Origin of the sequence: Polaribacter aquimarinus, assembly GCF_003129485.1 — a bacterium.
Classification (GTDB): Bacteria; Bacteroidota; Bacteroidia; order Flavobacteriales; family Flavobacteriaceae; genus Polaribacter; species Polaribacter aquimarinus.
In genome coordinates, this window is record NZ_QFFG01000004.1 from 38797 (window position 1) to 52928 (window position 14132).

The 14132-nt window shown below is 30.8% G+C and carries 16 protein-coding genes; 10 read left to right on the forward strand and 6 right to left on the reverse strand.

Annotation, left to right across the window (positions count from 1 at the left end):
• Position 1: 1 nt before the first annotated feature.
• The 6 genes from DIS07_RS09975 to DIS07_RS10000 all read right to left on the reverse strand — a co-directional run bounded on the left by DIS07_RS09975 (position 2) and on the right by DIS07_RS10000 (position 3744).
• Positions 2–457 carry a DUF2306 domain-containing protein gene (locus DIS07_RS09975; protein ID WP_109405109.1) on the reverse strand — a complete coding sequence of 152 codons (456 nt, stop codon included), beginning with the start codon at positions 455–457 and terminating at the stop codon, positions 2–4.
• A gap of 224 nt (positions 458–681) precedes the next feature.
• The gene (locus DIS07_RS09980) at positions 682–1014 is read right to left on the reverse strand and encodes a 2TM domain-containing protein (RefSeq protein ID WP_109405110.1); all 333 of its coding nucleotides are present in this window, start codon (positions 1012–1014) and stop codon (positions 682–684) included.
• Position 1015: 1 nt separating this feature from the next.
• Positions 1016–1627 (reverse strand): 2TM domain-containing protein, encoded by a 612-nt coding sequence (locus DIS07_RS15190; RefSeq protein WP_235869122.1) that lies wholly within the window; start codon positions 1625–1627, stop codon positions 1016–1018.
• A complete protein-coding gene (locus DIS07_RS09990; RefSeq protein WP_109405111.1) occupies positions 1605–1928 on the reverse strand; it encodes a 2TM domain-containing protein in 324 nt (107 codons plus the stop codon). Before DIS07_RS09990 ends, DIS07_RS15190 begins: the two co-directional genes overlap by 23 nt.
• Positions 1928–3292, reverse strand: coding sequence for a 2TM domain-containing protein (locus tag DIS07_RS09995; RefSeq protein WP_109405112.1), 1365 nt, complete (start codon positions 3290–3292; stop codon positions 1928–1930). The genes DIS07_RS09990 and DIS07_RS09995 overlap by 1 nt, the downstream gene beginning before the upstream one ends.
• Positions 3293–3330: 38 nt before the next feature.
• Positions 3331–3744: a DUF2141 domain-containing protein gene (locus DIS07_RS10000; RefSeq protein WP_109405113.1), complete on the reverse strand. Its 414-nt coding sequence runs from the start codon at positions 3742–3744 to the stop codon at positions 3331–3333.
• Positions 3745–4345: 601 nt separating this feature from the next.
• Here DIS07_RS10000 and DIS07_RS10005 point away from each other — a divergent pair.
• The 10 genes from DIS07_RS10005 (at position 4346) to DIS07_RS10050 (ending at position 14077) form a co-directional block, all read left to right on the forward strand.
• Complete coding sequence (locus DIS07_RS10005) at positions 4346–4963, forward strand: GNAT family N-acetyltransferase (protein ID WP_109405114.1); 618 nt, start codon at positions 4346–4348, stop codon at positions 4961–4963.
• A gap of 4 nt (positions 4964–4967) precedes the next feature.
• Positions 4968–6143, forward strand: coding sequence for an argininosuccinate synthase (locus tag DIS07_RS10010; protein WP_109405115.1), 1176 nt, complete (start codon positions 4968–4970; stop codon positions 6141–6143).
• A 2-nt stretch (positions 6144–6145) separates the two neighbouring features.
• Positions 6146–7123, forward strand: a complete 978-nt coding sequence (gene argC / locus DIS07_RS10015; RefSeq protein ID WP_109405116.1) for an N-acetyl-gamma-glutamyl-phosphate reductase — start codon at positions 6146–6148, stop codon at positions 7121–7123.
• A gap of 153 nt (positions 7124–7276) precedes the next feature.
• Positions 7277–8071 carry a pyrroline-5-carboxylate reductase gene (gene proC / locus DIS07_RS10020; protein ID WP_109405117.1) on the forward strand — a complete coding sequence of 265 codons (795 nt, stop codon included), beginning with the start codon at positions 7277–7279 and terminating at the stop codon, positions 8069–8071.
• Positions 8072–8113: 42 nt separating this feature from the next.
• Positions 8114–9244, forward strand: a complete 1131-nt coding sequence (locus tag DIS07_RS10025; RefSeq protein WP_109405118.1) for an aspartate aminotransferase family protein — start codon at positions 8114–8116, stop codon at positions 9242–9244.
• An 8-nt stretch (positions 9245–9252) separates the two neighbouring features.
• Entirely contained in the window at positions 9253–10446 is a 1194-nt protein-coding gene (locus DIS07_RS10030) for a glutamate-5-semialdehyde dehydrogenase (protein ID WP_109405119.1), read from the forward strand.
• A 1-nt stretch (position 10447) separates the two neighbouring features.
• A complete protein-coding gene (proB, locus tag DIS07_RS10035; RefSeq protein ID WP_109405120.1) occupies positions 10448–11212 on the forward strand; it encodes a glutamate 5-kinase in 765 nt (254 codons plus the stop codon).
• A gap of 7 nt (positions 11213–11219) precedes the next feature.
• Complete coding sequence (locus tag DIS07_RS10040; protein WP_109405121.1) at positions 11220–12158, forward strand: N-acetylornithine carbamoyltransferase; 939 nt, start codon at positions 11220–11222, stop codon at positions 12156–12158.
• Positions 12159–12227: 69 nt separating this feature from the next.
• Positions 12228–13004, forward strand: coding sequence for an acetylglutamate kinase (gene argB / locus DIS07_RS10045; RefSeq protein ID WP_109405122.1), 777 nt, complete (start codon positions 12228–12230; stop codon positions 13002–13004).
• A 2-nt stretch (positions 13005–13006) separates the two neighbouring features.
• Positions 13007–14077: a M20 family metallo-hydrolase gene (locus tag DIS07_RS10050; protein WP_109405123.1), complete on the forward strand. Its 1071-nt coding sequence runs from the start codon at positions 13007–13009 to the stop codon at positions 14075–14077.
• The last annotated feature ends 55 nt before the right edge of the window (positions 14078–14132 follow it).

The following is a 14132-nucleotide window of genomic DNA, read 5'->3' on the forward strand; positions in this document are numbered from 1 at the left end:
CTTATTTTCTTGTTAATCTTTTTGCGTTTTTATTTATAATTTTTGCGCCAATAAAAGCCGTTAAAAAGGTTGCAATGGCTACTGCCCACCAAAATTGTTTCATATTTCCAACAAAACGCGTTCCTACTTCCGACCAAAAAGCGCAATACAAACCTACCACTGACCACGCCATAAAATAATAGTGTTTTTGCAACCAGTTTTTTGTCTTTTTTAAAACAGGATACATTCCTGCTAAAATAGTAACTAAACTTACAATAGCAAAGAAATGAAAGATGCTAAATCCGTTAAAATTGGAAATAAAAAATGAAGTGATATTTAATAATAACATATTTACCACATATACATAACCTACTCTTTTATGAAAGCGAGTTCCTTTTGTATTAAAGGCAACCACTAAACCTGTAATCATAGAAACTATGGCAAAGAGTAAGTGAATATATCCTATTGTTGAAAACATTGTTATGGTTGTTAGTTGTTAGTTGTTAGTTGTTAGTTGTTAGTTGTTAGTTGTTAGTTGTTAGAAAGTTTAAAAAAAGATGTTGAATTTAAAATACTTTTCGAAATTTCTTCAAACTTCAAACTTCCTTCTTCCTTCTTCCTTCTTCCTTCTTCCTTCTTCCCTCTTCCTTCTTCCTTCTTCCTTCTTCCCTCTTCCTTCTTCCTTCTTCCTTCTTCCCTCTTCTAAAACCTATTTTTTTGTTCTTCTTTCTCCATCATTTCTTTAATTTTTCTTTCTTCCCAATCTCTTCCCAAACCAATAGATTTAAAACCAAAAACACCTAACCAATGGAAAAACATTCCTATTCCCCAGAAAACCCAAGTAGAATATACTCCAAAGTTTGAAAATGTTTCACTAAATGAATCTCCGCTTTTTATTAATCCAAATATTATTACACCGCTAATAAAAATATTAACAACTATATATACTGATAAATGAACGTAAAAACCTTTGATGTCTTTTACTCGTTTTTTGGCTCTTATATAATTTTGTTCGTTTCTAAAATCTTGTTGCATTTTATTTGTATTTTTTTAATATTTCTGCTGTTTTTCTTTCTTCCCATTTTTTTCCTAATCCTAAAAACTCAAAACCAAATACCCCTAACCAATGAAAAAATAGCCCGATAATCATTCCGCCTAAAGCAAACCAGAAAAAGTGAAAACCTGGTACAAATTTTAAATTCACAAAAAGGATGATTGGAAAGGAAAATATGGTTACAATTAAATGAACATAAAACCCTTTAATTTCCTCAGCTTTCTTTTTTGCTTTTAAATAATATTTCTCTTGAAGATAATCTTCATCTACAATGTCTTCATTAAGTGCGCTACTATTTACAATTTCATTGATTTTTCTCTCTTTCCATTCTGATTTAAAACCCATTTTAGAGAAGGCAAATACATTAATCCAATGTATAATTAAGCCAATACACCAAGCTACAATTGCATACCAAAACCAATGAAACTGGGGTACTGTTTGTAAGTTGATAAATATGATAAAAGGCAAAATTAAAAATGTTGCAAATAAGTGGGTGTAAAAACCTTTGATGTCTTTAATTTGCTTTTCAGCAATTAAATTTAAATGATAATTTACATATTGTGGCTTCATCTTATTTTCTGTATTTATCATCATTCATATATTCTTTTACCTTTCTTTCTTCCCAATCTTTGTTAAAAATAAAATTGATTCCGAAGGTATTTAATGCTTGAAAAACAATTCCTATTCCCCAATACATCCATATTTTATAGTTATGATAATCTGTAACAGCTTCCTTAAATGTATATCCATCATTCATATCACCTGCAATAAAAATGGCACTTAAAAAGAGGTTTACAATTACATAAATTGCCAAATGCTTATAAAATTTACTGATTCTTTCCACTCGTTTACGAGCCAAAACATACTTTTGTTCTTGTGTAAATTTCTGTTCCATTATCTTAATCTTTTTTGTTGATTTTCTTTTTCCATCAACTCTTTAATCTTTCTGTCTTCCCAATTTTTTCCTAAGAAAATATTGTAATTATTTACTTCTAAAAAGTGGAATACGAGTCCTATTCCCCATCCAAATATTGGAAACCAAAACCAGTGGAATTGTGGTGAAAATCTTAAATTGATAAAAATTAAAAAAGGAATTACTAAACAGTAAGAAGCTAAATTTTGATAAAATTCTTTTAACTTTTCTACTCTTTCTACTGCTTTTACATATTTGCTGTTTTCTAAATCGTCTGTGTACATAATATTGTTCATTTTATAAAGGAGAGGTAAACTCACCTTAAAAGTTGTGTTGTTATTTTCTATTTTAACAGGTTTATCTGTTATTAATCCATATCTGTCTGCAATGTTTTGTAAACCTACTTTGGTACTTTTTCCTATTGCTTCTTTAGGATTGATGTTGTTTTCTATAATCAAATGATTATTCTCCTCATAAATTGATATCACTAAGGGTTTAGAGGATGAAACCACATTGTGTTTTACTGCATTTTCTAATAATAGTTGTAATGATAGTGGCACCATTTTTAACTCTCCATCACTCACATTATCTGGAATATTAAATTGTATTGCATCTTCAAAACGCATTCCTAATAATTGCATATATGTTTTTGCGAATAGTAATTCTTCAGAAATGGGTACTAAATCTTTATTTCTCTGTTCTAAAACATATCTATAAACCTTAGATAATTTTGTGGTAAATTTTTCTGCCTGATTAGGATTTTCACCAATTAAACTTGTTAATACATTTAAGCTATTGAACAAAAAATGAGGATCTAATTGATTTTTTAACGACTCAAACTTAGCCGTTTCTGTTTTTGCTACAATTTCTTGTTTGGTAGTTTCTTGTTTGGTAGACTTCTTCCATTCTATCATAAACTCTCTTGCGTGTAAGAACGAAGAAACGGCGAAAGAAAAAAGCATCCAAAAAAGGTGAACCCAAATAAATCTCTGCTCAAAAAAACGTTCTTCAGGCAGTCCATCTACTTTAACAAATAAAATATAATGTATAAATAAAATTGCCGGTACTGTATATAATACTGTTGAGATGATTCCTGCCCAAACTCTTTTATTAGTCTGTGTAACCCAATCCCATTTAGAGGTAATAAAGTTATTTAAAACTCCTTGTCCGAAGGCTAAAATAAATGTATAAAGTGATGTTCTTGTTAGTGTTAAGAGAAAACCTCTAAAGGAATAATCTCTTACAATAATAAAAAGAATAATAGTTAGTATTAATATAATTTTTAGTGTTAGTAAAAATTCTTTTTTAATTTGTTTTGTATATTCTATTTTATTAAAGCTATTCATTTTACTCTTTATATTAATTTATTGAACCCAATAAGCTATTAAAATTTGATATCTAAAGATACATTTTTATCAGAAACTATAAACTTAGCATCTTCATAATTTGGTGGTCCGAAATTCATAACATTATTAGAAGCTCCGTAATCTTCTTTTGGCATTCCATTTGGTTCAAAATCCATTATATCGTTATTATTTTTATCATGAAAACATATTATTGCATATTCTCCGGGAGTAATATTATCAAAAGTTACTGTGCTTTTTCCCTTAATTATTTTTGCATTTTTAGATTGTATAGGTGTTTTCATAAAAGTACTTTTATTATATAATGCAAATCCTACTTTACCAGAATCAGAAGTTACATTTATAACAGTTGCTGTAATAGTTTTACTTTGAGCTGTTATAGAATGGGTAATCATTAATAGTGTTGTTGTTAAAATTGCTACGATAAGTTTCATTTTTGTATGTTTTAATTATTATTACGATACAAATATGCAAACGAACTCTATTTTTTAAAATTAAAGAGTACCGAATTGTATTTTTTTTATACCGAATTGTACTTTTCATCTTAAATTGATCCTTTTTCAAGTATACACTGAACTTAAAAATTATCAAAAAAGTATTATTTATTAATTATCTTGATAAATTTTCAACTCAAATTCTAAATTTGTTTAAATTTCACAAAACTTATAAAAAAGGAGTTCATTTTTAATAATAGCTTTAAAAAAATATATACTTTTGTTTTATGATTACTTCAAGAAGAAATAAATTATGTACTACTATAGTTCCCAGTTTGCGCTTACGCAACCGCCGTCGCTAATATTCTACATTAGCACAGAACAACCTATTTAGTATTTAACCATTTATTTTTTTATCGTGAATCTTTCTTACAAAACTTACTTTCAAACATCAGTTATTTTAATCAATAACAATAATAATGTACGACGTAGTTTTCCTTTGCGCCCTTTGGGGTATTAATTATTTATGGAATTAAGGTGAGTCCAATTCTACTTTCAAAAAAACAACAAACAACAAATTATAAAACAAAAATACAATGCAATGGAAATTGTAATTGCTGATAAATCACATACCGTTTACGCAGAAGTTATTTGCAAAACCATAGAAGATGCTGCTCAAGTGAGAGGTACAGGTATTGCTAAAAGAAAACCTGAATATATTGCTACTAAAATGGAAAATGGTAATGCTGTAATTGCTTTAGACAATGGCAAATTTGCTGGATTCTGTTATATCGAAAAATGGGGTCATGGAAAATTTGTTGCCAATTCTGGTTTAATTGTGCATCCAGACTACAGAGGTGTTGGTTTGGCTAAAAAAATTAAACATAAAGTATTTGAGCATTCTAGAAATAAATATCCAGATGCGAAAGTGTTTAGTATAACAACAGGTTTACCCGTAATGAAACTAAATAGCGATTTAGGTTACAAACCCGTTACTTTTTCTGAACTAACTGATGACCAAACCTTTTGGGATGGCTGTCAAACTTGCAAAAACTACGACGTTTTAACAAGAACCAATAGAAAAATGTGTTTGTGTACAGGAATGTTGTTTGATCCAAAAAAACAAAATAAAGACGAATCTAAGAAGGTAAAAGAGAACGTTTTTAAAAGACTAAAAAAAATGAAGCAGAATCTGTTTCTAAAAAAAGATAAAAAATAATAAAATGAAAAAATTAGTAATTGCTTATAGTGGTGGTTTAGACACATCGTATTGTGCTGTAAGTTTATCCAAAGAATATGAAGTGCACGCAGTAAGTGTAAACACTGGTGGATTCTCAAAAGAAGAAATCAATCATATAGAAAGTAACGCTTATAAAATGGGAGTTACTACTTATAAAAACATCAATGCAGTTCCTACTTTTTATGATAAAGTAGTTAAATATTTGATTTTTGGAAATGTATTAAAAAATGCAACATATCCGTTATCAGTTAGTGCTGAGAGAATTATTCAAGCCATAGAAATTGTAGAATATGCTAAAAGTATTGGTGCTACATATATCGCTCACGGTAGTACAGGTGCAGGAAATGATCAAGTAAGATTTGATATGATTTTTCAAACTTTAGCTCCTGGAATCAATATTATTACACCAATTAGAGATCAAAAATTAACCAGACAAGAAGAAATTGATTATCTAAAGTCAGAAGGAATTGATATGAACTGGGAAAAATCAAAGTATTCTGTAAATAAAGGACTTTGGGGAACCAGTGTTGGTGGAGTTGAAACTTTAGAATCAGAAAAACCTTTGCCAAGTGAAGCTTACCCTTCTCAACTTAAAAAAGAAGGAGAAGAAAAAGTAACGTTAACCTTTAAAAACGGTGAGTTTGTTGCTTTAAATGGGGAATCTAATGTTCCTGAAATCAATATTGAAAACTTGAATGAAATTGCTTCTAAATATGCAATTGGTAGAGATATTCACGTTGGAGATACTATTGTGGGTACTAAAGGAAGAGTTGGTTTTGAAGCTGCAGCTGCTTTGATTACAGTGAAAGCACATCATTTATTAGAAAAACATACCTTAACCAAATGGCAATTGCAACACAAAGAATATTTGTCTAGTTTCTATGGAATGCATTTGCACGAAGGTCAATATTTAGATCCTGTAATGAGAGATATTGAAGCATTTTTACAAAGTTCTCAAAAAATGGTTTCTGGTGATGTAACCGTTACTTTAAAACCGTATCATTTTTCTTTAGACGGAATTGTTTCTAAACATGATTTAATGTCTAGCAAATTCAGTACGTATGGTGAAGAAAATAAAGCGTGGACAGCTGATGATGCTAAAGGATTTATCAAGATTTTAGGAAATCAGAATAAAATATATCAACAAGTAAACTCTTAATTATGTTAGAAGTAGGAATTATTGGTGGTGCAGGTTACACAGCAGGAGAATTGATTCGATTATTATTGAATCACCCTGAAACAAATATCAATTTTGTGTACAGTACTTCTAATGCTGGAAATAAGCTATACAAAGTACATCAAGATTTAATTGGAGATACAGAAATTGAATTTACCCAAGAAATTAATGCTAATGTTGATGTATTATTCTTGTGTTTAGGTCACGGAAATTCAACAGCATTTTTAAAAGCAAATCATTTTTCTGACAACACAAAAATCATTGATTTAAGTAACGATTTTAGATTGGTAAAAGATAAAGTCATTGATGGTAAAGAGTTTATTTATGGTTTACCTGAATTGCAAAAAGAAGCTATTCAAACTGCACAATACATTGCAAACCCTGGTTGTTTTGCAACTGCTTTACAATTGGCAATTTTGCCTTTAGCTGCAAACGGATTGTTAAAAAATGATGTTCATATTAATGCGGTAACTGGGGCAACTGGTGCAGGAACTTCGTTATCGAAAACTACACATTTTACGTGGAGAGATAACAACTTTTCGCACTATAAAGCCTTTAATCACCAGCATTTAGGTGAAATCAATCAAACTGTAAATCAGTTACAATCTAATTTTGATTCAGAAATTAACTTTATGCCAAATAGAGGGAATTTCTCAAGAGGAATCTTTGCAACCACTTATACCAAATTTAAAGGTTCATTAGAGGACGCAAAAAAAATATATAAAGATTTTTATAAAGAGGCAGCTTTTACTTTTGTTTCTAATGAAAGCATTCATATGAAACAGGTTGTAAACACAAATAAATGTTTGGTACAATTAGAAAAACACGGAAATAAATTATTAATTACAAGTACTATTGATAATTTATTAAAAGGTGCTTCTGGAGCAGCAATTCAGAATATGAATTTAATGTATGGCTTTGAAGAAACCTTAGGTTTGAATTTAAAAGCGAATTATTTTTAGAACTATCAAAGCTGCGTTAGCGATTGAAACGACATCCTTTTTTGATGTCAGTTCGAGTGATTTTGAGGAAACGAAAAATTGTATCGAGAACAAAACAAAAAAGATATAGTATAAAGCGCGACCCTTGTGGTAACGCCCAAAAAGAATAAAATTATGAAAGTAGCAATTATTGGAGCTGGAAGTTTAGGACAATCTATAGCCAAAGGTTTATTGTCTAAAAAAGTAGTAAGTTCTCTGTATTTAACCAAAAGAAATACAACTTCTTTAGAGAGTTTTAAAAGACATAAAGAAGTTACATTAACCGCAGACAACACATTTGCTGTTGATAATGCAGACATTATCATTTTTGCTGTTCAGCCTAAACATTTGAGCAAAATATTAGAAAATGTAAAATATTTACTGAGAAAAGAACAGCTAATTATTTCTGTTGCCACAGGATATTCTATTGGTAAAATTGAAAATATCATTGGTGCTAAACATTCAATTGTAAGAGCAATGCCAAATACTGCTGCTTCTGTTCGTCAATCTATGACTTGTCTTTCTTCTAACGAAAAAGGAAAAGAGCAAATAGAATTGGCAAAAACTGTTTTTGATAGTTTGGGAGTTTCTATGGAAATTCCTGAGGAACAATTACAAGCTGCAACTGTGATTTGTGCAAGCGGAATTGCTTTTTGGATGCGTTTAATAAGAGCGACCACGCAAGGTGCTATTCAATTAGGTTTTGAAGCTGCTGAAGCACACGAACTAGCAATGCAAACTTGTTTTGGAGCAGCTACTTTATTGAAGAAATCTGGAAATCATCCTGAAGCAGAAATTGATAGAGTTACCACTCCAAGTGGTTGTACCATTGAAGGTTTAAATGAAATGGAACACCAAGGGTTGAGTTCTTCTTTAATTAAAGGAATTAACGCTTCTTTTGAGAAAATCAATCAAATTAAAACAAAATAACATATACCATCAACCAAAAACTAACAACTAAAAACTTTTCATATGCCTTTGTTTAATGTATATCCTTTGTATGATGTAACTCCTGTTAAAGCCAAAGGAGTTTATGTTTACGATGAAAATAAAACTGAATATTTAGATTTATATGGTGGTCATGCGGTAATTTCTATTGGTCATGCGCATCCAAAATATGTAGAAGCTGTAACCAAACAGGTTACTAAATTAGGATTTTATTCCAATGCAATTCAAAATCCGTTACAAAAACAATTAGCAGATAGAATTGAAACACTTTCTGGTTGTACAAATTACGAATTGTTTTTATGTAATTCTGGTGCTGAAGCTAATGAGAATGCATTAAAATTAGCTTCTTTTAAAACAGAGAAAAAAAGAGTGATTGCTTTTAAAAATGGTTTTCACGGAAGAACTTCGGCTGCAGTTGCTGCAACTGACAATAAAAACATTATTGCACCCATTAATGCACAACAAGAAGTTACAATTCTTGATCTAAATGATATTGATGGTGTAAAAAAGGAATTAGAAAAAGGTGATGTTTGTGCTGTAATTGTCGAATTTATTCAAGGTGTTGGTGGTTTAGATGAAGCTACTGCTGATTTCTTTGAACAAGTTGATGCGCTTTGTAAAGCAAACAATACACTTTTTATTGCTGATGAAGTGCAGTCTGGTTATGGACGTTCTGGAAAGTTTTTTGCCTTTCAACATTATAATGTAACTCCAGATATAATTTCTATTGCCAAAGGAATGGGAAATGGTTTCCCTATTGGCGGAATTTTAATTCATCCAAGTATTGAAGCAAAATTCGGAATGTTGGGTACTACTTTTGGCGGAAATCATTTGGCTTGTGCTGCTGGTTTATCAGTTTTAAATGTAATTGAAGAGCAAAATTTAATTGACAACGTCAATGAAATGTCTGCATATTTTATCAAAATAGCGAAAACTATTCCACAGATAAAAAACATTAAAGGACGTGGGTTAATGTTAGGTTTAGAATTCGATTTTGAAGTAGGCGATTTAAGAAAGAAATTAATTTACGATTATCACATTTTTACAGGTGGAGCAGCTAATAAAAAGTTATTGAGAATTTTACCTCCATTAACGGTAAGAAAAGATCATATCAATCAGTTTTTTGAAGCTTTAATTGACGCTTTAAACAATTAAAAACAAAAATGAATACCTTATTATCCATAGAAACTAGAAACAACGTTTTGCTAACAATGGCAAAGCTTTTAGATGAACATAGAGCAGAAATTATTAGCATTAACAAAAAGGATTGTGATGCTTATAAAGGTGATGACATTTCGATGTTTGATCGTTTAAAGGTGAATGATGCAAAGGTTGATGAAATGATTGTTGCTGCAACGCATTTAGCTTCTCAAGAAGACCCTGTTGGTGTAGAACGTTTCAGTTTTAAACATGAAAATGGAATGCAAGTCTATAATAAAACTGCGTCTTTTGGTTCAGTTTTAATTATTTATGAGTCAAGACCAGATGTAACAGTTGAAGCTGCAGGAATTGCTTTTAAATCCGGTAATAAGATATTATTAAAAGGAGGGAAAGAATCTTTAAATTCCAATTTAAAAATTGTAGCATTATGGCACCAAGCTTTAAAAGAACATAATGCATCTACAGATTGGGTTGAATATTTGCAGTTCAACAGAACAGAAACGCAAGCGTTTTTAGAAAAACCAACTCAAAAAGTAGATTTAATTGTACCAAGAGGTGGAGAACGTTTAATCGCTTTTGTAAAACAACACGCTACTTGTCCTGTTATCATTAGCGGACGTGGAAACAACTTTGTGTATGTAGAAAAAGAAGCAGATATTAACATTGCTTTTGATGTCATCTTAAATGGAAAATCAAAAATTTCTGCTTGTAATGCAGTGGATAAAGTTTTAGTTGATGAAAATCTTCCCAATAAAAAGGAATTTATCAATCAATTGATATCAAAATTGAAAGCCGATAAAATTGAAGTTTTGGGTGATGCAATTGTAGCTATAAATCATAATTTGGAGCAAATTTCTTCAGATGATGTTTGGTATGAAGAATTTTTAGATTATAAAATCGTAATTGGAGAAATTGCCAATAATGAAGCATCTATTGCAAAAATAAACCAATATTCTGGAGGACATTCTGCAGCAATTATCACAATAAATGATACTGTTGCAAAAGTTTTTATGGAAAATATTGATTGTGCAGCTGTGTATCATAATGCCTCTACTCGTTTTACTGACGGAGGTCAATTAGGTTTGGGTGGAGAATTAGCAATTAGTACAGACAAATTACATCAACGTGGACCTATTGGTTTACAACATTTGGTTACAAATAAATGGTATGTTCACGGAAATGGACAAATAAGATAAGATGCAAAAAAAGAAACGCATATTACTAAAAATTGGTTCAAATACATTGACCAAAGAAACGGATAATATTTCAAGAGGGAAAATTGAAGATATTGCAAATCAGATTGCTAAACTCAAAGATACTTGCGAATTTATTATTGTAAGTTCTGGTGCTATTGCTGTGGCAAAACAGTTTGTAAAGTTAGAAAGTTTGCAAAGTGAAGTTTTTGTAAAACAAGCTTTGGCTTCTATTGGTCAGCCTCATTTAATTAGAATTTATCAAGAAATTTTTAGAGAATATGGTTTGTTGAGTTCTCAGTGTCTTCTCTCCTATTCTGATTTTGAAAAAGAAGAAAGTAAAACCAATATTACCAATACTATAAATGTTTTGGTAAACAACAATTACATTCCGATTATAAACGAAAATGATACTGTTGCTACTGATGAAATTAAATTTGGTGATAATGATAAATTAGCGGCTTTAACTGCTTCATTATTAGAGGTTGACTTGTTAATCATTGCTACCAATACCAATGGTATTTACACAAAAGAATCTATCAAACAAAAACAGCCAAAAACCATTGAGGAAGTTACTAATTTTGATGACTTATTAAGTGAAGTTGTGAGTTCGAAGTCTTCACACGGAAGTGGTGGAATGCAATCGAAAATTGAAGCTGCTGAAGTAGCAAAAAAGGCAAATATAGAAACGTGGATTGTAAACGGATTGGAAGATCATTTTATGACAAATGCATTTAAAAATAAAGTTCCGTTTACAAAAATTAAATAGATAAAAGATGAAACATTACACATCTATAAACGACATAGATAACATCAACTCTTGGATTGAAGAAGCTAAAGAAATTAAAGCTAATCCACTAACAAATATCGAAATAGGCAAAAACAAAACCTTAGGTTTATTATTCTTTAATTCGAGTTTACGTACACGTTTAAGCACACAAAAAGCAGCTTTAAATTTAGGAATGAATCCAATTGTGATGAATGTTTCAGGTGATGCTTGGGGAATAGAGTTTGGAGATGGCACTGTTATGAATGGCAATACAGCAGAGCACATAAAAGAAGCTGCTGCTGTAGTTTCTCAGTATTGTGATGTGATTGCAGTAAGAGCTTTTCCTACGCTAACAGATAAAGAAAAAGACAACTCAGAACAAGTTCTAAATTCTTTTGTACAATTTGCTTCTGTGCCTATTGTAAATATGGAAAGTGCAACTGGTCATCCTCTACAAGGTTTAACAGATGCCATTACTATTGCTGAAAACACAAACAAAAAGAAACCAAAAGTTGTCTTAAGTTGGGCACCACACATCAAAGCATTACCACACGCTGTTGGAAATAGCTTTGTACAAGCGATGCAAAAAATGGATGTTGAGTTTGTAATTGCTAATCCTGAGGGATATGATTTGAACCCAGAAATCACAAAAGACACACCTATTTATCACAATCAAGCTGAAGCTTTTAAAGATGCAGATTTTGTATACACCAAAAACTGGAGTTCTTATGAAAGTTATGGTCAAAATTTAGGAGGTAATGAAGATTGGGTTATCACTAAAGACAAGATTGGGGATGCAAAATTTATGCACTGTTTGCCAGTAAGAAGAAATGTGGTTGTTGAAGATGCTGTTTTAGATTCAGAAAGTTCTCTAGTAATTGAACAAGCAAATAATAGAACTTATGCAGCACAATTGGTTTTGAAAAAGATATTAGAAGATTTATAAATAGATTTCAGCCTTTAGCTTTTAGCAATTAGATGCTAACAGCCAAGAGCAAAGAACAAAGAGCCAAAAATGGAAAAACTATCAATCATAAAAATAGGAGGAAATATCATAGAAGATGAAGCTTCTTTAAATGCATTTCTAAAACTATTTTCTAATCTTGAAGGAAAAAAGATTTTAGTTCACGGAGGTGGTAAAAGAGCGACTCATATTGCCTCAAAATTAGGAATTGAATCTAAAATGGTAAATGGAAGGCGCATTACTGATGCGGAAACGCTAGAGGTTATTACAATGGTGTATGGTGGCTTAGTCAACAAAAATGTGGTTGCAAAACTACAAGCTATGGGTACTGATGCCATTGGTTTAACAGGTGCAGACATCAACAGTATTCAATCTGATAAAAGACCAGTTAAGGAAATTGATTTTGGTTTTGTAGGTGATGTAAAAAAGGTAGCAAATAATTCGATTGACAAATTAATTAAAGCTGATTTCACTCCTGTTTTTTGTGCCATTACACACGATGGAAAAGGACAATTATTAAATACAAATGCAGATACCATTACAAGCACAATTGCAGTAGGAATGAGTGAACTCTATGACACTTCAATTTACTATTGCTTTGAATTGAATGGCGTTTTACAAGATTTTGATGATAAAGATTCTGTAATAAAACATATCGATTCAAAAACTTATCAACAATTATTAAAAGATGAAGTCATTTCTGATGGAATGATTCCTAAATTAGACAATTGTTTTGATGCCTTGCATAATGGTGTTCAAAAAGTACATATTGGAAATACATCTATGTTAACTAAAGAAAACGAGCTGTTTACTACAATCACTTTATAATTATGACGTTAGAAAAATTAACAAAAGACGCAATTGCACTTTTAAAGAATTTGATTGAAACACAATCTTTTTCTGAAGAAGAAGAAAATACAGCGTTATTGATTGAAGGATGGTTTAATGAATACGAAATTCCGTTCAAAAGAACAAAAAATAACATTTGGGCAACTAATAAATATTTTGATGAAAGCAAACCTACTTTGTTGTTAAACTCACATCATGATACTGTACACCCAAATTCAAAATACACAAACGATCCTTTTAAAGCGATAGTAAAAGATGGAAAATTATACGGTTTAGGAAGTAATGATGCAGGTGGTTGTTTGGTTTCATTAATCGCAACTTTTACCAATTTTTATGCACAAGAAAATTTAAAATACAATTTAGTTATTGTAGCTTCTGCAGAAGAAGAAAACAGTGGAAATAATGGTTTAAACTCAATGTTACCCATTATTCCACATATTGATGTGGCTATTGTTGGTGAACCTACTTTAATGAATTTAGCAGTTGCTGAAAAAGGTTTGGTTGTTTTTGATGCACAAGTTGATGGAACTCCAAGTCACGCAGCACATCCAAATTATAACAATTCCATTTACAACACCATTGAAGTTTTACAATGGTTTAAAGATTTTAAGTTTGATAAATCTTCAGATGCTTTAGGTGATGTAAAAATGACAGTCACTCAAATTAATGCAGGCTCTCAGCACAATGTAGTTCCTGGTCACGTAGATTTAGTAGTTGATGTTCGAGTAAATGATGCCTATTCCAATCAAGAAATTGCGGACATTTTGCAAGAACAATCTCCTTGTAGTAAAATAACACCAAGAAGCTTACGATTGAACTCCTCCTCTATTTCAACCGACCACGATTTAGTAAAAGCTGGAATTGCAATGGGAAGAACAACTTATGGATCACCAACGTTATCTGATCAATCTGTGTTATCTTGCCAATCCTTAAAATTAGGACCTGGAGATAGCACTCGTTCGCATTCTGCAGATGAATTTATTTATTTAGCAGAAATTGAAGAAGGAATAGAGATTTATGTAGAATTGTTGAATCGAGTAATTAAAAAATAGTTGATGGTTAATGGTTTTTAGTTGGTGGTTTTAAAGCTCCAACTAAAACCAAAAA